This window comes from Vineibacter terrae (assembly GCF_008039615.1).
Lineage (GTDB): Bacteria > Pseudomonadota > Alphaproteobacteria > Reyranellales > Reyranellaceae > Vineibacter > Vineibacter terrae.
This window is the reverse complement of the sequence record NZ_VDUZ01000007.1, coordinates 156,094-172,824: the sequence shown is the minus strand read 5'-3', so window position 1 is coordinate 172,824 and position 16,731 is coordinate 156,094. Positions and strand designations below refer to the sequence as shown.

General features: G+C 66.3%; 20 protein-coding genes, 1 tRNA gene and 1 pseudogene. 15 read left to right on the top strand and 7 right to left on the bottom strand.

Features of this window, described 5'->3' with window-relative positions:
* The first annotated feature begins 50 nt into the window (after positions 1-50).
* The gene (locus FHP25_RS08560; RefSeq protein ID WP_147846500.1) at positions 51-383 is read left to right on the top strand and encodes an autotransporter domain-containing protein; all 333 of its coding nucleotides are present in this window, start codon (positions 51-53) and stop codon (positions 381-383) included.
* 1,282 nt (positions 384-1,665) lie between these two features.
* On the opposite strand, the gene FHP25_RS08550 is transcribed toward FHP25_RS08560, so the two are convergent.
* Positions 1,666-1,914, bottom strand: coding sequence for a hypothetical protein (locus FHP25_RS08550; RefSeq protein WP_147846499.1), 249 nt, complete (start codon positions 1,912-1,914; stop codon positions 1,666-1,668).
* Between the two features lie 56 nt (positions 1,915-1,970).
* Here FHP25_RS08550 and FHP25_RS08545 point away from each other — a divergent pair, with 56 nt between their 5' ends.
* From FHP25_RS08545 to FHP25_RS08535, 3 genes are all read left to right on the top strand, one after another.
* The gene (locus tag FHP25_RS08545; RefSeq protein WP_147846498.1) at positions 1,971-2,333 is read left to right on the top strand and encodes a hypothetical protein; all 363 of its coding nucleotides are present in this window, start codon (positions 1,971-1,973) and stop codon (positions 2,331-2,333) included.
* Positions 2,334-2,706: 373 nt separating this feature from the next.
* Complete coding sequence (locus tag FHP25_RS40715) at positions 2,707-3,411, top strand: hypothetical protein (protein ID WP_178133384.1); 705 nt, start codon at positions 2,707-2,709, stop codon at positions 3,409-3,411.
* 209 nt (positions 3,412-3,620) lie between these two features.
* Positions 3,621-4,070: a hypothetical protein gene (locus FHP25_RS08535; protein ID WP_147846497.1), complete on the top strand. Its 450-nt coding sequence runs from the start codon at positions 3,621-3,623 to the stop codon at positions 4,068-4,070.
* 241 nt (positions 4,071-4,311) lie between these two features.
* On the opposite strand, the gene FHP25_RS08530 is transcribed toward FHP25_RS08535, so the two are convergent.
* The 3 genes from FHP25_RS08530 to FHP25_RS08520 all read right to left on the bottom strand — a co-directional run bounded on the left by FHP25_RS08530 (position 4,312) and on the right by FHP25_RS08520 (position 6,611).
* A complete protein-coding gene (locus tag FHP25_RS08530; protein ID WP_147846496.1) occupies positions 4,312-5,580 on the bottom strand; it encodes a hypothetical protein in 1,269 nt (422 codons plus the stop codon).
* Between the two features lie 20 nt (positions 5,581-5,600).
* A complete protein-coding gene (locus FHP25_RS08525) occupies positions 5,601-5,867 on the bottom strand; it encodes a hypothetical protein (RefSeq protein ID WP_147846495.1) in 267 nt (88 codons plus the stop codon).
* 654 nt (positions 5,868-6,521) lie between these two features.
* Positions 6,522-6,611 (bottom strand) — tRNA-Ser (locus FHP25_RS08520).
* 343 nt (positions 6,612-6,954) lie between these two features.
* Here FHP25_RS08520 and rplU point away from each other — a divergent pair.
* From rplU to FHP25_RS08465, 11 genes and pseudogenes are all read left to right on the top strand, one after another.
* Positions 6,955-7,260: pseudogene (gene rplU, locus FHP25_RS08515) on the top strand (50S ribosomal protein L21); the annotation flags it as partial.
* A gap of 42 nt (positions 7,261-7,302) precedes the next feature.
* Positions 7,303-7,581, top strand: a complete 279-nt coding sequence (rpmA, locus tag FHP25_RS08510) for a 50S ribosomal protein L27 (protein ID WP_147846493.1) — start codon at positions 7,303-7,305, stop codon at positions 7,579-7,581.
* Positions 7,582-7,656: 75 nt separating this feature from the next.
* Entirely contained in the window at positions 7,657-8,688 is a 1,032-nt protein-coding gene (obgE, locus tag FHP25_RS08505) for a GTPase ObgE (protein WP_147846492.1), read from the top strand.
* A 91-nt stretch (positions 8,689-8,779) separates the two neighbouring features.
* Positions 8,780-9,910: a glutamate 5-kinase gene (gene proB, locus FHP25_RS08500; protein ID WP_147846491.1), complete on the top strand. Its 1,131-nt coding sequence runs from the start codon at positions 8,780-8,782 to the stop codon at positions 9,908-9,910.
* A 75-nt stretch (positions 9,911-9,985) separates the two neighbouring features.
* Positions 9,986-11,269 (top strand): glutamate-5-semialdehyde dehydrogenase, encoded by a 1,284-nt coding sequence (locus FHP25_RS08495; protein ID WP_147846490.1) that lies wholly within the window; start codon positions 9,986-9,988, stop codon positions 11,267-11,269.
* A gap of 89 nt (positions 11,270-11,358) precedes the next feature.
* The gene (locus tag FHP25_RS08490) at positions 11,359-11,868 is read left to right on the top strand and encodes a hypothetical protein (protein ID WP_178133383.1); all 510 of its coding nucleotides are present in this window, start codon (positions 11,359-11,361) and stop codon (positions 11,866-11,868) included.
* Between the two features lie 34 nt (positions 11,869-11,902).
* On the top strand, positions 11,903-12,406 hold the full coding sequence (locus FHP25_RS08485; protein ID WP_147846488.1) for a hypothetical protein: 504 nt from the start codon (positions 11,903-11,905) through the stop codon (positions 12,404-12,406).
* A gap of 2 nt (positions 12,407-12,408) precedes the next feature.
* Positions 12,409-13,044 carry a nicotinate-nucleotide adenylyltransferase gene (locus FHP25_RS08480; RefSeq protein ID WP_231712248.1) on the top strand — a complete coding sequence of 212 codons (636 nt, stop codon included), beginning with the start codon at positions 12,409-12,411 and terminating at the stop codon, positions 13,042-13,044.
* Positions 13,045-13,062: 18 nt separating this feature from the next.
* Positions 13,063-13,503: a ribosome silencing factor gene (rsfS, locus tag FHP25_RS08475; protein WP_147846487.1), complete on the top strand. Its 441-nt coding sequence runs from the start codon at positions 13,063-13,065 to the stop codon at positions 13,501-13,503.
* Positions 13,504-13,515: 12 nt separating this feature from the next.
* Positions 13,516-13,974: a 23S rRNA (pseudouridine(1915)-N(3))-methyltransferase RlmH gene (rlmH, locus tag FHP25_RS08470; protein ID WP_147846486.1), complete on the top strand. Its 459-nt coding sequence runs from the start codon at positions 13,516-13,518 to the stop codon at positions 13,972-13,974.
* 57 nt (positions 13,975-14,031) lie between these two features.
* On the top strand, positions 14,032-14,619 hold the full coding sequence (locus tag FHP25_RS08465; RefSeq protein ID WP_147846485.1) for a hypothetical protein: 588 nt from the start codon (positions 14,032-14,034) through the stop codon (positions 14,617-14,619).
* A 1-nt stretch (position 14,620) separates the two neighbouring features.
* Here the strand turns inward: FHP25_RS08465 and FHP25_RS08460 are convergent, their stop codons facing one another.
* Genes FHP25_RS08460 through FHP25_RS08450 form a run of 3 tightly spaced genes read right to left on the bottom strand, consistent with a single transcriptional unit; the run spans position 14,621 to position 16,646 of the window.
* A complete protein-coding gene (locus tag FHP25_RS08460) occupies positions 14,621-15,148 on the bottom strand; it encodes a GNAT family N-acetyltransferase (protein ID WP_331461675.1) in 528 nt (175 codons plus the stop codon).
* A gap of 26 nt (positions 15,149-15,174) precedes the next feature.
* Complete coding sequence (locus FHP25_RS08455; protein WP_147846483.1) at positions 15,175-16,188, bottom strand: YncE family protein; 1,014 nt, start codon at positions 16,186-16,188, stop codon at positions 15,175-15,177.
* A gap of 14 nt (positions 16,189-16,202) precedes the next feature.
* On the bottom strand, positions 16,203-16,646 hold the full coding sequence (locus FHP25_RS08450) for a YcgN family cysteine cluster protein (protein ID WP_269434387.1): 444 nt from the start codon (positions 16,644-16,646) through the stop codon (positions 16,203-16,205).
* Positions 16,647-16,731 lie beyond the last annotated feature (85 nt).

Here is a 16,731-nt window from a genome sequence, read left to right as displayed (position 1 = left end):
CCTGCCTCAGCCAATCAAACCATGCATTCCGCAGTGTCGGGAAAGTTTGACTGCTCTCGGCGCGATTCGACAGCACCAACGGAGACAGCGACTTCCAGGCCTATAGCCTGGGTGCCTACTGGACCCATTTGGGGCCGTCAGGCTGGTATCTCGATGCCATCGTGCAGGGCACAATCTACGTCGTGAGCAGCGATGCGCACCGCGGCATCCCGAAGATGAAGACGGATGGGGGCGGGGTTGCCGCGTCGCTGGAAGGTGGCTATCCGTTCCAGCTGGGCAATGGCGGCGGCGGTCGGCTGGGCCATGGCTTTCCGCCGGTACAGCATGGACTACGTGGCCAACGAGGACCGCGCCAGGGCCGCGCGTCAGGGCATCTGGGCTAGCGCGTTCCAGCCGCCCTGGGATTGGCGAGCGGCGCGCCGAAATGGCTCACGTTAATCACCTGAGCTCGTCGTGCTCGAGCGCACTGGCCATCCGGTTGGATCCATGCACGATCTTCATGGTCACTATGAAATCCACAAATTGGCCAGGCCCGTGGGGGCGAAATTATACTTTCCGCCGATAGATGACTGTCCCAATAACGGAAAGGCACTTGCTGTGATCAACGACTTGCGTTCAACCAGCTTTAAGCTTGTTCGCCGCGCAATCATCGGTATGGCACTCATCAGTGTAGCTGCTCCCGCCTTTGCCCAGACCTACTCGACTTACGGCAATACGATCTACGGATCGGACGGCTCGAGCTATAGCCGCCATGGCAATACGGTGTACGGCTCGAACGGGCAGAGCTGGACGACTTATGGTAATACGACGTACGGGTCCAATGGATCCAGTTACAACCGATATGGCAACACGACCTATGGGTCGAATGGGCAGAGCTGGACGACCTACGGTAACACTACCTACGGAAGCAATGGTCGCTCATGCACCCAATATGGCAGAACGATCCACTGCAACTGAGCTCGCAAGCGAGGACTGCCGATCGGTAGTCCGGTGGTCCGACAAGGCGCACTGCTGGCCGTGGATAGTATTCGTGCACTGTCTTTCGGAATACTGGTCCTGTCTCGACGCATAGCTCTGTGCGGCGAGATCTGGCGAATTGGAGTGAGGATAAAAGGCGCGTGGTTGGAACAGGTTCGGCAGGAGATGGAACTGCGCCGGGTGGACGAACGTACGGCCAGCGCTCGTATTCTCCCATCATCCATGTTCGCATTCGTCTGTGGACAGGCAACCTCATCACGCTCGAAACTCGGACCGCGTAGGTCCACCGCTGCGCCCACTCACGACCCGTCCGGCTCTCCATGGCCGGCCTTGTCCCCACAACCTTGGGCGCGGCGGACCTTATCGACTGGGGCTGGCATCTGCCCTCACCACGCTGCGCGACTCAGAGAGGGGAATGCTGAGTAAAGCGCCCGCATTTTCTCCCACAGCCGTTCGACGAAGGATAGGCAGTAGCTCACCAGCCTCACCGGCCAGCGGCCACGGTGCTCTGCCCGCTGCGCACCGGCATAATCTGAGCGACGCGGAACAAGAACGAATGGGAGTTCTGGGTAACCTGCACGAACCCTACGCCGATAGGGGCAAAGTGACCTGTTTAGCAACAAACGCCGCCACCCTGAAGGACGGCGGCGCTTCGTCACTCATGGCGGATCAATCGCGCAACCCGCACTACGGCACCGTTCCAGCCGGGCACGGTGCCGGATCTGACATGCGGTGCCCCGCCCGTAGCCCGACGCGCTCTTCGCCGTAGTCGGCCATAAAATGACGCGTTTCGGCGTCGGCCGGCAGCGTCGCCAGCTCGGCCGCCATCCGCCGCATCTGATCGCAGGTGTACGCCTTGGGCCCCGGCGCCACGACCACGGGTGCCGGCGACGGCGTGCTGGTGACGCACGCCGAGAGCATCGCAGCCAGCAGCACAGGCCGAACCTAGAACGTGCCATCGTTCAGCCTCCCCATGGTGGCCTTCTGGTCGAATGATCGCGCCGCGACCTTGGCCAGCGCTCCTGCGCCTCGATCGCGGTCTGCATGTCGGAGAGACGCTGCTCGAGCCTCCCCTTCTCCTGGATGGCCTGGTCGCGCTCGCGCCGGACCAGCCAGTCGTTGAGGCCGTCGACCAGGGCACCCAGCAGCCCCTTGAGACGGCCCCGATCACGGCGCCCATGCTCTACGCCACCGGGGGCGACCCGCCCGCCAGTGCGATCAACCCGGCTGCGGCCGTGGTGTCGCCGCCCAGCAGCGCCTCGATCAGGTTCGGCAGCGATTTCGGGCGTGATGCCTTCGCCGTCTGGGTAGACGAACTCACTTCGTCGCGGCAGAACGACACCAAGGCGGACTAGATCCGGAAGACGCCGACACCGTTGTAAGACTAGCGTTGGATCTCCCGATGGTTGGCCTCTCGAAGCTGTGGCGCGTCGTGCGTGATTTTTCCTCTCGCCGAAACAAGGAACTGCTCGACCATATCATTCGCGAGCACAAGCGGCCGAGCGACGCGGGAGCACCTGCCCGGCGCGCAAGGCACGGATCTGGCGGAGGACCGCGACGGCGCTGGACCTATTGGAAGGTCCGGGACTTCCTTGGCCTGATCGCTCTAGCGGCGCTAATGCTTTATGCTGGTGCGAAGTCGCTCACATGGCCCTCCTTCATGGAGCCAGCCGACGCAGTGCCTAGATCAACGCAGTTGCCCGACGCGGATTGGTTGGTCGTGCATCTGTGATCGACGGCGATACGATCGACATCCGCGGCACTCGCATTCGGCTACTGGCGCAGTCCGGCACCGACTTCGTTGTCTCGACGCGCGCTGAGGTCATCGACATCGAGGTCGTCCTCATGGCGCTGTGCTATCGTCATCTTTTCCATGAGGGCGTCTGTGTGCCCACCAGGGTGCGGCCGGCTCCGGATGCTCACACAATAAGGTACGTGCGAGACTGTTTCGATCGACTCTTCTACCACTACAGCCAGCTTCAGAAGCTTGTCTTTCACCGCGTGACCAACCTCCGCGACGTCCGATATCCGACCGAGTACCACTCGCACTGCATCAACATGACGGACCTTCGACGGATCGTCTTTGAGCATTTTTTGTTGGTAAATTTCTACGACGACGCAATCGACTTTTTGATCTCGCTGGATTCACCCGAAGCTCCTGACAAATGGCGCTTTTTGCGATTCGAACGCAGCCAAAGGAGGTTCGATCGCATTATTTACGAGGAGCCGTGGCGGACGTCCGGCGAAATGCTCTCCCTGACGGAATTTCGTAACCTCACCCCCGGCGACCGCCGCACCTACTGCTACCGGCGCCTCGATCGGTTCATCTCCACGCGTTGCGGCGATGAGCGCGTTGGGTCCCAAAAGATCAGTTATGCGTTAACAGCGGCGCGGCCAAGTCACACAGCTCCCGTTGCTACGCTGCGCCAGTGACCGCAACGCGACCGCGTGGCCAGCCTTTCCTTCAACAGCGACCGCGTGCTGCCCCCACAGCGACCTGCCGCAGCGGCAGCCGAGGGCGCCCTCCTGGGCGCGCGTCAAGGCGGGAGGCTGACCATGGAGAAGAAGATCCTGGCGGCGATCGCCAGCATCAGCGCCGGATCGAGGGGTACGGCCACCTGGGTGCGGCCAGCCCCGAGGCCGTGCTCGCGATGTTGCGCATGGACCGCGGCCGGTTCATCCGGGAGGTAAAGAGGCTGGCCGATGGGCGCCTGGTGGAGATCGACGACGACACCGGGAACCTGCTGCTTACCGGGGCCGGCAGCCGCAAGGTCGCCGAGGACGAGCTGCCGCCGCCGGAGCCGGTCACCTACGAGGCTAAGGTGCCGCAGCCGGCACCGTTGTCCACCGGCGCGGCGCCGCAGCCGGGGCCGCCAGGGTCCGGGCCGATCGTCACGCCGAGAATCGAGCCCCGGCGCCGCAGCCACGCCACCACCAGGCACCGACTGGCGGCCTGGGCTATTCCAGGAAGGGAGAAACCGGTCCGCGATGGACCGAAAGCCAAGCTGGCCCCGAAGGCGGCGTCAGCAAGGCGGCGAGCGAAAGCCGCACCAAAACAGAAGCCGAAAGGGAAAATGCGAGAGCAAAGCTAACGACTGCCCGCCCTCATCTCCGATATCGGATCAACCGACGTCTTCTCGCGCTTAGCCCGCCGCAAGATGGCCTTGTAAGCAAGGGCGCCCCTCTCTTCCTTGGTCAGGTGACGCTTGCCTAGGAATAGGTCGAACGCGTCTCGATCAGCCTTCGTGGGGTGGGGGCGATCCTCCTCCGGCTTGCTTGTATCCAGGAGGTGCAAGAGGCTCGCGCGAATGTCCATGTCACCCTCCTTGGCCGCTATTCTCTTAATCTATGAAAATATCTCGGATTGAGCTGCGGATCAAAGTAATGCTTCCGCTGTATCCACACGAAACCATCACCTCTGGTGATCGCCGCCACATCAACGGCACCGCCCACCGTCTCAGTGCCACGTGTGACTCGCTCTTTCAACGACGTAAGTGCAACCAAGGTTTCCGCCAAGACCGCCATATCAGGAATCGGCAGCGACCCGACGACGCGGCGAAAGGGGGCCCAATGTCGGTCGAATGCCTTGTCCATCCAGGCCTTACGGTGTTCACCAACCATCCGCACAACGGTTTTGTCCCAATCGGGCGGGAGAGAGGCCCCAGCCTTGACAAACTCAGCAGCTGCCGCGTCGAGACTCTCTCGAGTTGCGTCCAACACGAATGTCAGCACCTCAGGGCTGAAGCCTGTCATAAACGTCTCGGACACGTCCGTCTGAGCGAAGGCTTCGATACGCGACACGGTATCCAAGTCGATCGCTGCGGACTCCCGTTTGGGAGCGATGAATTTGTCGAGAAGAAATCCGTAGCACTCATAGTGGCAGTAGCTTGGGAAGAGCTCCTTGGCTCCGAACCCAGCTACCACAACACCCGTATCATCCATGATTGCTTTAAAGCGATAGTAGACGAAGCGTATCACAAGTTCCGCGAAAGCACTCGGATCGGCAAAGGCGGCAAGAGTCTGAGGTTCTAAAGTCGGGTGATGGAAAGGGATGTCCCGGTTGTAGGCGTCAATCAAACGCGCCTTCTGTGATGCCACCGCCGCCGACACATCGGCGTCGGTGACTTCGGTTGGGAGGGGCCTTGCGTTCAATGCCCTTGCCATTGTCGCGAGTTCCGCAGCGATCGCCGCTCGCGCTTCATCTAGCGTGGTTGCAGCAATGAAGGAGGTCGTTTTGGTTAAAGAGTCCACGACGATAAACGTCTGGAGAATTGCATATCGAAGAAAATCGTTACTCCTTGCACTGCTGTCATAGATCTTACTTAGGGTACTCTGGACAAATACAAATAAATGTTGAGCATATTGCTCAAGTGTATCGAAACGCGTACCTGATAATGTTGAGCGATACTCCTTGATTATTGTTTCCCAGGGAACACCATGGAGAGCGGCATTGCTATAAAGCATCACCCCCACCGGCTCAGACGGTGACAACTGAAAGATCTTATTCGCTCCCTTGTAGTACCGCTCGCGTGACTTGCCGTCGTGCCATTCCGTGACGGTCGATGCGCTGTCAGCCGCCAAAACCAATGCCTGCTTGTTCATCACGCAAACTTCGGACGTCATCATCTCCCCCTGAGCCGGTTGCACGGCCTTCTTTTCAGACCACCGGCAGATTGTGCCATCGGCGGATCGCGATCGACAAGCGGGAGGACATAGCCCACCAAACGAAAAACGCCCGCCGCACTGGGGGTGACCGACACGGCGGGCGCTGTGTAACTGGCTCGCCGACGCCGCTGGGACATCCGCCCTGCCAGGAAGCAGAGCCCGCCGTAGATGGCGACCGCCACGGCCTCGAAGAGGTAGCCGCCGAAGAGGCTGTCGAGCATCACGGCGCGGCCCCTCCCCTCGCCCAGTCGGAAAGCTTGGCGAGCCGGGCGCGACAGGCCTCGAGCCCTGCCTCAACCTCGGCCGCATCGGCCAGGACGTCGTTCAACGTGGCTGACGACCCCTATGACATTCTGTCAAAATGCTTCGAAAATTGGGCCGCTTCCTCGAGCGGTCAACGTGAGACGCAGGCGCGTTCGTGCGGGTGTACCCCAGGGGGTGAGGGCGCGGGTGTCGGGCGGGCGACGGCGGCGAGACCGTTGTGTCGAACTGCCGGCGATCATCGCCGCGCGTCAGCGTTGTCGCGTGGCCTTCAGGCCTAGCTCGATCCGACCGGCGATTTCTGCAGTATCGGGAGGTCGGACTGCTCTCGACGCGATCCGTCATGCGCGCCGGCCAGCTCGGGGCGGAAGGCCTACCCCGCAGCCGGACCTCGCCGAGCTCATCATCGGCGGCAAGGCCTACCAGGCGACCGGCACCCCACAGCCACGCTATGATCGGCTATGCGTTCGGCTCCGCAAGACACGGCCATGCCCAGCAGGGTGACGCGATGGCCTGGCCCAAACCAAGCGGGCGGTTCATGCCTGGATGGGTAGGTGGATGGGTGCTGCCGCGCCGCAAAGCTAACGCCTTCAAATCGCGCGCGGAATTCGGGCAAGTGGCGGAGAGGGTGGGATTCGAACCCACGGTACCCTCGCGGGCACAACGGTTTTCGAGACCGCCCCGATCGACCACTCTGGCACCTCTCCGCAGTCCCGGCGGGGTCCGGGCGGGCGGGTTATATAGGCGACGCTCGGGTGGGGCAAGCGCCGTGACAACAATCGCGGCTTTCCCTCCTGCCGGGTGGCAACGGGCCAACCCGTTGTCGACAAACAGGAAATCCGGCTGCCGGCGGAGACCGCCCCGCCACCCGGGCATCGGTGCCGCAGGGCCGTCTTTGACGCTGCGTCGCGTTGACTCCGCGGCGTTGGTGCGTATATTGCGCCGCCTTGAGCACGGCGGGCCGGCGGCCCGCTTTTTCGATTTTCGGGCCTTTGGTGCGCTGGAACCGCCTGTGCGGACGCCGCGGCCGGCCCCGGCAGGGTGGCGACGATGTATGCGGTGATTCGCACGGGCGGCAAGCAGTACCGGGTGGCTGCCAACGAGGTGCTGACGGTCGACCGGCTGGCCGGCGACAAGGGCGCCGCCGTCGAGTTCGGCGAGGTGCTGGCGGTGGGCGCCGATGACGGCCTGAAGGTCGGTGCGCCGACCGTGGCCGGCGCCAAGGTGACCGCCTCGATCGTCGAGCAGGTCAAGGGCGACACCATCCTGGTCTTCAAGAAGCGGCGCCGCCAGAACTCGCGGCGCAAGAACGGCCACCGTCAGCTCATGACGAAGGTCAAGATCGATCAGATCGTCGCCTGAGGCAGGCCTGGGCGCGCGGAATTCGGAGCAAGGGCAATGGCACACAAGAAAGCAGGCGGCTCGTCGCGCAACGGGCGTGATTCGGAGAGCAAGCGGCTGGGCGTCAAGCGTTTCGGCGACCAGGCCGTGCTGGCCGGCAACGTGCTGGTGCGCCAGCGCGGCACCAAGATGGCCGCCGGCGCCAATGTCGGCGTCGGACGCGACCACACGCTGTTCGCGCTGGTCGACGGCCGCGTGAAGTTCGCCACCAAGTCGCACGGCAAGGTGTTCGTCAGCGTGGAACCGGCGCCGCAGCCGCCGCTCGCGGCCGAGTAGCCGTTCCCCGCACCTTCAATCCGCCGAGGGGGAATGGCTCGCCATTCCCCCTCTTTGTTTGTCCGGATCAGACCGATGAAATTCCTCGACCAGGCCAAGGTGTTCGTGCAGAGCGGCGCAGGCGGGCCGGGCTGTGTCAGCTTCCGGCGTGAGAAGTTCATCGAGTTCGGCGGCCCTGACGGCGGCGACGGCGGGCGCGGCGGCGACATCGTGCTGGAATGCGTCGACGGGCTCAACACCCTGATCGACTACCGCTACGCCCAGCACTTCAGGGCCCAGCGCGGCCACCACGGCATGGGCAGCGACCGCACGGGCGCGCGTGGCAAGGACGTGGTCCTGCGCCTGCCGCGCGGCACGCAGATCTTCGCCGAGGACGGCGAGACCCTGCTGGCCGACCTGACCAAAATCGGCCAGCGCGTGGTGCTGCTGGAGGGCGGCGCCGGCGGTGCCGGCAACACGCGCTACAAATCGTCGACCAACCGCGCACCGCGCCGTTTCGGGCCCGGCACGCCGGGCCAGGAAACCTGGATCTGGCTGCGGCTGAAGCTGATCGCCGATGCCGGGCTGGTGGGCCTGCCCAACGCCGGCAAGTCGACCTTCCTTGCCGCAGTGTCGCGCGCCCGGCCCAAGATCGCCGACTACCCCTTCACCACCCTGCACCCCGGGCTGGGCGTGGTGCGCATCGACGACGGCGAGCTCGTGCTGGCCGACATCCCCGGGTTGATCGAGGGCGCCAGCGACGGCGCCGGCCTGGGCACGCGATTCCTCGGCCATGTCGAGCGCTGCGGCGCGCTGCTGCATCTGATCGACGGCACGCAGGACGACGTGGTCGGGGCCTACAGGACGGTGCGTGCCGAGCTCAAGGCTTATGGCCACGGCCTGGCGCAGAAGAAGGAGATCGTGGCGCTCAACAAGACCGATGCGCTGACGCCCGAGGACATCGAGGCCAAGCGCGCAGCGCTGGCCAAGGCCAGCCGCAAGACCGTGCACACGATTTCCGGCATCGCCGGCACCGGCCTGCAGCCCGTGCTGCGCCTGCTGCGCAAGGCGGCCGACTTGCGGCGCCAGCGCGACGCCGAGGCCGCCGGCGCGGACGCCGTGTCATGAGCGACGCAGCACGCTTTGATCAGGCCGCGGGCTCATGGTGCGCCGATGAGCGTGACCGGAGCCGCGCGGTCCGGTCGCAGGGACAGGCATCATGACCAGCCGCGGCGACAGGCGACTCGCCGGCGCCAGGCGGATCGTCCTGAAGATCGGCTCGGCCCTGATCGTCGATGAGAGCACCGGCCATCCGCGGCAGCAGTGGCTCGATGCCCTGGCCGACGACATTGCCCGCCTGCGCCACGGCGGCGCGCAGGTGATCGTGGTGTCCTCCGGCGCCGTGCGGCTGGGGCGCGCGCGGCTGGGCTTGGCGCGCGGCGCGTTGCGCCTGGAGCAGAAGCAGGCCTCGGCCGCCGTCGGCCAGATCGGCCTCGCCCATGCCTGGCAGGAGACCCTGGCCCGGCACGATATCGTGGTGGCGCAGATCCTGCTGACCATGGAGGACAGCGAGCAGCGCGAGCGCTATCTCAACGCGCGCCAGACCATGACCACGCTGCTGGCGCAGGGTGCGGTGCCGGTGATCAACGAGAACGACACCGTGGCCACCGCCGAGATCCGCTTCGGCGACAACGATCGCCTCGCTGCCCGTGTCGCCGAGATGGTGAGCGCCGACACCCTGGTGCTGTTCTCGGACATCGACGGACTCTACGATTCCGACCCGCGCCGCAACCCCGGCGCCGCGTTCATTCCGGAAGTGCGCAAGATCACGCCGCAGATCGAGGCCATGGCCGGCGCCGCCACCAGCGAGCTCAGCAACGGCGGCATGGTCACCAAGCTGATCGCGGCGCGCATCGCCATGGCCGCCGGCTGTCGCATGGCGATCGTCGACGGCGGCCGGCTCAATCCGCTGACCGCCCTGCTCGACGGCCGGGCACGCTGCACCTGGTTTCTGCCCTCGGCCAAGCCCGATGCCGCGCGCAAGCGCTGGATCGGCGGCACGCTGAAGCCCGCCGGCTCGCTGGTGGTCGATGACGGCGCCGCCCGGGCGCTGGCGGCGGGCAAGAGCCTGCTGCCCGCCGGCGTGGTGGCGATCAATGGCGCCTTCGAGGCCGGCGCGGCGGTGCTGGTGTGCGACCGCAAGGGCAACACCCTGGCGCGCGGCCTGGTGGCCTACGGCGCCGACGATGCCCGCCGCATCGCCGGCCACCGCAGCGCCGACATCGAGACCGTGCTGGGCTGGCGCGGCCGCGAGGAGCTGATCCATCGCGACGACCTGGCGATGGAGTGACGGAAGCACCGCCCTCCCGTCCGCCATGGGAGAGCGGATCGACTTGGCGTATACTGGGCGTGTGAAGGACGAACCATGAACGTGCAGACCAAGCCCGCCGACTCCGATCCTGCAGCGATCGTGCGCGATCTGGGCCAACGCGCCAAGGCCGCCGCCGCAACGCTGCGCACGGCCTCGACCGAGGCCAAGAATACAGCGCTGCGCGAGGCGGCGCGGTTGATCAGGGCCGAGCGCAGCCAGATTCTGGCTGCCAACGCCCGCGACATGGAGGCGGCGCGCGCCGGCGGCCTCAACGACGCCATGCTCGACCGGCTGCTGCTCAACGACGCCCGCGTCGAGGGCATGGCCGCCGGCCTCGACGAAATCGTCGCCCTGCCCGATCCCGTCGGCCAGGTGATCGAAGAGTGGGCACGCCCCAACGGACTGCGCATCAGCCGCGTGCGCGTGCCGATCGGCGTCATCGGCGTGATCTACGAATCACGTCCCAACGTCACAGCCGATGCCGGCGCGCTGTGCCTCAAGTCCGGCAATGTCGTGATCCTGCGCGGCGGCTCGGAGAGCTTCCATTCCTCGCGTGCCGTTGCCGCCTGCCTGCGCCGCGGCCTGGCGACAGCGGGCCTGCCCGAGGACTGCATCCAGCTCGTGCCGACCACCGATCGGGCCGCCGTCGGCGCGCTGCTGCAGGCCACGGGCTTCCTGAACCTGATCGTTCCGCGCGGCGGCCGGGCGCTGATCGAGCGCGTGTCGGCCGAGAGCCGGGTGCCGGTGCTCAAGCACTTCGAAGGGCTGTGCCACGTCTATGTCGACCGCGCCGCCGATGTCGCGATGGCCCGCGACGTCGTGGCCAACGCCAAGATGCGCCGCGTCGGCGTCTGCGGCGCGGCCGAGACCTTGCTGATCGACCGGCCGGCCCTGGCCACGCATGCCGGACCGGTGATCGAACGGCTGATCGCGCTGGGCTGCGAGGTGCGGGGCGACGCCGAGATCCAGGCGCTCGACCCGCGCGTGACGGCCGCAAGCGAGGCTGACTGGCGCACCGAGTACCTGGCGCCGGTCATCAGCGTCGCCGCTGTCGACGGCGTGGAAGGCGCGATGCGGCACATCGCGACCTGGGGTTCCGGCCACACCGACGCCATCATCACCGCCGATGCCGCCACCGCCACCCGCTTCCTCGACGAGGTCGACAGCGCCATCGTGATGCACAATGCCTCGACACAATTCGCCGACGGTGGCGAGTTCGGCCTCGGCGCCGAGATCGGCATCTCGACCGACCGCCTGCACGCGCGCGGGCCCGTCGGGCTTGTCGAGCTGACCACCTACAAGAATGTCGTACGTGGCCAGGGAACCCTGCGCCCGTGATCCACGATCAGCCAATCCGTCATCCCGAGCGCGACACGGGATCCTTCCGAGGGGACGCACCACGCGTCAGCCGCAGGAGATCGCTCGCTGTGCTCGGAATGACAGGTTGGGCGATCGCGTGCCTGGTGACGCCGGCGCTGGCTGACAGCGCCCCCGCGACCGGCAATTTTCCTTTCGTCGAGGTCCGCGACGAGCATGGCAGCCTCGTGCAGGGTCCGGTGACGAACAACGTCGTGCCGTTATGGCCGGTGCGGTCGTGCTTCGGCTGGGTCGTGACCGTCCCGCAGCGCAACCGGTTCGTCGAGCTGGTCGAGGTCCAGAAGATGCCGGCACCGACCCGCTTCGATGGCGGCGGCTTCACGATCAACGAGACGCAGGACACCACCACGGCCACGCGCCGCGATTATGTCGGCAATGACGGCCGGCTGGAGAGCGCCTGGTGCGTCAACGACGCCGACCCCGAGGGCGAGGTGGTGTTCGAGGTGCATGTCGAGGGCCGGCTAGTCGCCGAGTTCAAGTTCTGCGCCGTGCGCCTGCCCGCAGGCTCACCGTTCCAGCTGGGTGAGCTGACCTGTCCGCAGAAGTTCATGGGGTCGTGACGTGGCGTCTGCGTCGTTGAGGATCGGCATCACCATGCTGGCGACAGGGCTGGCCGTGGCCGCGCCGCCAGGGGCCCGGGCCCAGTCGTCGCCCGGCGTGACCGACACCTACACCTATGTCGTCGTCCGCAACGAACGCGGCGAGAATATCCAGGGACCTGTCCGCAGCGACGCTTTCCCGCTATGGCCGGTGCGCGCCTGCTACACCTGGGTGGTGGTGCTGCCTGGATCCGACCGGACCGTCGTGCTCACTGAGATCCAGCGGACGCCCGGCCCGACCCGGTTCGACGTCTCCTCGGATATCAAGATCAACCAGTCGTCGGATGGCACCGAGTGGCGTCGCACCGTGCGTACCCAGGGCGGTGTGAGCGGCACGTGGTGCGTCAACGATGCCGATCCACCGGGCGAATATCTCTACCGCGTGCTGATCGACGGCAAGACGGTCGCCAATTTCCGGTTCTGTGGCATCCGGCTGGAGCCCGGCGAAGAGGTGCGGCTGGAGACGCTCTCCTGCAAGGGCCGGTTCCTGGGATCCTGAGCGTGCGCCGCGACCATATCCGTCCCTACCTGCCTGCCGGGATCCGTGCTGCCCTGGGCAGCGCGCCGCGCCGCATCGGCCTGCTGGGCGGCTCGTTCAACCCGGCCCATGCCGGCCATCGGCATATCAGCCTCACAGCCCTGCAACGGCTGCGTCTCGACGAGGTCTGGTGGCTGGTCTCGCCACAAAACCCGCTGAAAGCAACGGACGGCATGGCGCCCCTGGAGCAGCGGATGGCCCAGGCCCGCCACCAGGCTGCCGGCACCCGGATCCGGGTTACCGACATCGAGCGTGCCCTGGGCACGCGCTACACCATCGACACGCTGGCCGCGCTTCGGCAGTTGTTTCCGGCGACGCGCTTCGTCTGGCTGATGGGCGCCGACAACCTGGCCCAGATGGCGCGCTGGAAGCGCTGGCCCGACCTGTGCCGCCTGGCGCCCTTCGCGGTGCTGGACCGGCCAGGCAACGGGACACGCGCCCTGGCCGGCGCCGTGGCGCGACGCTATCCTGAGCGCCGCCGGAGCGAACAGGCCGCGGCAACGCTGGCCGACGCCGCACCGCCGGCCTGGAGCTTCATCCATTCGAGGTTGAGCCCGCTATCGGCAACAGCATTACGCGCCGGGCACCGACCTGCCTGACGTCCGAGGAGACCTGCCATTCCCGCCCGCCCAAAACGCCAACCTCGATCGTCCGATCCTGTCCAGAAGCTGGTCCTGGCCTCGCTGGCCGAGGACAAGGCCGAGGATGTCGCCGTCATCGACATTGCCGGCAAGAGCACCGTCGCCGACAGCATGGTGGTCTGCAGCGGGCGTTCCTCGCGTCAGGTGGCCGCGATCGCCGATCATCTCGCGGAGCGTCTGAAGGACAACGGCTTCAAGGGCGTGCGCGTCGAAGGCAAGTCACAGGGCGACTGGGTGCTGGTCGATGCCGGCGACGTCATCGTCCATGTCTTCCGCCCCGAAGTGCGGGAGCTTTATCAGCTCGAGCGGCTGTGGAGCTTCCCCGAGGGTCCGGCCGAGGCCAAGCCGGCACGTGCCACGCGCCGCAAGAAGGCGCCGGCACCGGCTGACGACGAGGCCGGCGATACCGATACCTGAGGTTGCCGGGCCATGCGCCTGACACTCGCCGCTGTCGGCAGGCTCAAGGCTGGCCCCGAGAAGATGCTGTACGATTCCTACGCCCAGCGCATGGCCTGGCCTCTGGCCCTGCGCGAGGTCGAGGAGCGGCGAAAGCTGCCGGCGGCGGAGCGGATGGCGCGGGAAGCCGACCTGCTGCTGGCGGCCTGTCCCGCGGACGCGGCCCTGGTGGCGCTTGACCGGCGCGGCAAGGTCCTGGACAGCGATGGCTTTGCCCGCTGGGTGGGTACCCGCCGCGACACCGGGGCGGGCGATCTCGCGTTCCTGATCGGTGGCGCCGAGGGACATCCGGAGGCACTGCTCAAACGGTGTGCACTGGTGCTGTCGTTCGGCCCGATGACGTTCCCGCATATGCTGGCACGCATCCTGCTGATCGAGCAGCTCTACCGGGCACAGCAGATTCTGGCCGGCCACCCCTATCATCGGGCCTGAGCCGGTTGTCTTGCCGCTTTTTTGCCGCGAAAAGCTGGCTACATAGAGGACATGTCCATGAGCCGCTCCGCCCGCCTCCTCCTCGCCGGCCTCGCCGCCACGGCGCTGGCCGCTGGCACCTTGTCCCTGGCCGTGGCCCAGGAGTCGCCACGCAAGGCGCCCAAGGTACGCAGCATCCCCTTCGTCTCGATCACCAAGAGCGACGGGTCGACGAAATATTACGAGACCAATGCCATCCCGTTGCTGATCAACAAGGCCTGCTTCGGCTGGCGCACATGGCTGGGCGGCCCTGATCGCACCGTGAGCCTGGTCGAGGTGCTGCAGACCTCGCAGCCGGCGAAGGACGTGATCGCCGGGCCGGAAACCGAGGTGTCGCCGGACAAGACCCGGGCCACCACACGCATGCGCGAACGCGTCGTGGACGGCTACATGATGCGTTCCTGGTGCATCATCGACGGCGACCCGCCGGGCACGTATTCGTATTACATCACCATCGACGGCGAGCCGCGCGGCGAGTTCGTGTTCTGCGCCATCGAGATGAAGGACCAGGACGAGGAGATCGATCCGACCGAGCTCTCCTGCCCCAACAAGTTCCAATCCGTCGAGCGCCAGCCCATCCGACCCAGCGCAGCACCGCCGGGCTGAGCTACGGCGCGCGCAGGCGATAGAGCACGTGCGGCCGCAGCTTGTGGCCCGACGGCAGGTTGGGGTGCTCGAAGTCATCCGCCGGCGTGCGGCTCATGCCCAGCCGCTCCATCACCCGGCGTGACGGCAGATTGGCCGGCACCGTGAACGAGACGATCTCCTTGAACCCCAGGTCGTTGAAGCCGAACGCCACCGCCGCCCGCGCCGCCTCCGTCGCATAGCCGTGCCCCCAGCACGCCGCGGACAGGCGCCAGCCGATCTCGACACAAGGGGTGAAAGGCGCCTGGAACGCCGGCACGGACAGGCCGACGAACCCGGCGAAACCGGTGACGCCAGGCACTTCCACTGCCCACAGGCCAAAGCCGTGGCGCGCGAAGTGATCCCGTATGCGGGCAGCGAACGCATCGCTCTCGGCCCGGTCCAGGCACTTGGGGAAATGCGCCATCACAAGCGGGTCGGCGTTCAGCGCCGCGAAGGGAGCAAGATCGTGCTCCTCCCAGGCCCGCAGGCGCAAACGCTTGGTGGTCAAGACGGCAATTCGGTCCATGACCTCGATTATGGCACGGCGTAGACCTGCGCCGTAGCAACCGAATCCTTGACCTTGAGCACGGCGAGCCGTCTGCCGTCCGGCGACCAGCCGATGCGATAGCCGACATCGCCATCAAGAACGATGCGGGACACCCGGGTCGCCGACGAGGAACGGTCCCCGGTGTCGTAGATCTCGACCAGGGTCCTCCAATCGCTCCTGGAGCGGCCGGCGATATTGTAGGTCGCCGCCACATGCCGATCGCCCGGCGCGAAGGACAGAAACGCGCTCTCCGGTCCGTCGAGCGGGAGGATGGTCTTCGCCGCGCAGAAATCCGTCTCGCGCGCGTAGCGCCCCGGCGTCGTCATCTTGACCACGAGGCCGCGGTCACGGCTCAGCACCCGGCCGATATTGCTCTGTCCGACGACGGTGTTGCAGCGGCCGTCGGCACGGAAGCCCGGCTCCGGCATGGGTGCCTCGGCCGTATCGCCGAGCTTGTAGCGCTGGTGATGGGCCACGATCGCATCGCCCTCGGGCGAGAACAAGACGTCGAAATCCAAAAGCGCCGCAGTCGTGATGTCGGACATCACCTTGCCGTCGGGCACGGACATCACGCGCACGTTTCTGCCCCCGCCCCACACAGCGACCTGCCCGCCTGACGGCGCGAACACGATACCCCGGGGCTGGGCCTGAACCGGCAGCGGATGGCGCCAGATCTCGCGGCCCTCCCGGGTCGAGACTCCCACCAGCGACACCGGACCGGCACGGTCCGGCCCTGTCTGGAAGTAGGCGACCGTGCCGTCCGCAGACAGCCCGATCGTCGTTGTCACAGTCAGGTTGGCACCGGGCACAGTGACGGCGGTCAAGCAATTGGCGATCCCGCGGTCAGCCGGCTGCGTCGGGCACGGCAGCTCGGCGACCGCGCCGAGGGAACGCCATCCGTACCACGCCGCTGTGCCAGCCAGGACGACCAGGAGCGCCAGTCCAAAGAAGAGCCCGCGCCAGCGCGGCCGGGCTGAACGCTGGTCCACCTGCGCCACCATACGCCGCCACAACCTCACAGCCAGTCGTCAAGCACGTGCTCGGCGAGGTCGCCGGCCTCGAGCTCGGAGATCACCTTGCCGCGTGCCGATACGCCGGCCTCGTGCACGGTCTCGGGATCGCCGGACACCAGCGGGTGCCACCAGAAGAGATCGCGACCCTGCAGCACCAGCCGATAGGCACAGCTACGCGGCAGCCAATCCATCTCCGCCACCACATCAGGCGAGAGCTGGATGCAGTCCGGCACGATCTTCTTGCGGTTCTTGTAGTCGCCGCAGCGGCAGGTATGGGTATCGAGCAGCCGGCAGCAGGTATTGGTCTGCACGACCTCGCCGGTCTCCTCGTACTCGAGCTTGTTGACGCAGCACTTGCCGCAGCCATCGCACAGCGACTCCCACTCGCGCTGGGTCATCTGCACCAACGTCTTGCGCTTCCAGAACGGCAGCACCTCATCGGCCACCTTGGCCGGGTCGACACGTCGGCCGCGGCCACCCGCGGGCTTGGCGCCCAGCTTGCGCGCCAGCGCCTGGCGCACGCGTGCGCCC

Coding starts and splice junctions, on each gene's coding strand:
- FHP25_RS08465 (WP_147846485.1), top strand. CDS start 14,032: ATGAGCCGCTCCGCCCGCCTCCTCCTCGCCGGCCTCGCCGCCACGGCG.
- FHP25_RS08545 (WP_147846498.1), top strand. CDS start 1,971: ATGATCGCGCCGCGACCTTGGCCAGCGCTCCTGCGCCTCGATCGCGGT.
- rpmA (WP_147846493.1), top strand. CDS start 7,303: ATGGCACACAAGAAAGCAGGCGGCTCGTCGCGCAACGGGCGTGATTCG.
- FHP25_RS08485 (WP_147846488.1), top strand. CDS start 11,903: ATGCTGGCGACAGGGCTGGCCGTGGCCGCGCCGCCAGGGGCCCGGGCC.
- obgE (WP_147846492.1), top strand. CDS start 7,657: ATGAAATTCCTCGACCAGGCCAAGGTGTTCGTGCAGAGCGGCGCAGGC.
- FHP25_RS08455 (WP_147846483.1), bottom strand. CDS start 16,188: ATGGTGGCGCAGGTGGACCAGCGTTCAGCCCGGCCGCGCTGGCGCGGG.
- rlmH (WP_147846486.1), top strand. CDS start 13,516: ATGCGCCTGACACTCGCCGCTGTCGGCAGGCTCAAGGCTGGCCCCGAG.
- FHP25_RS08530 (WP_147846496.1), bottom strand. CDS start 5,580: ATGAACAAGCAGGCATTGGTTTTGGCGGCTGACAGCGCATCGACCGTC.
- proB (WP_147846491.1), top strand. CDS start 8,780: ATGACCAGCCGCGGCGACAGGCGACTCGCCGGCGCCAGGCGGATCGTC.
- FHP25_RS08495 (WP_147846490.1), top strand. CDS start 9,986: ATGAACGTGCAGACCAAGCCCGCCGACTCCGATCCTGCAGCGATCGTG.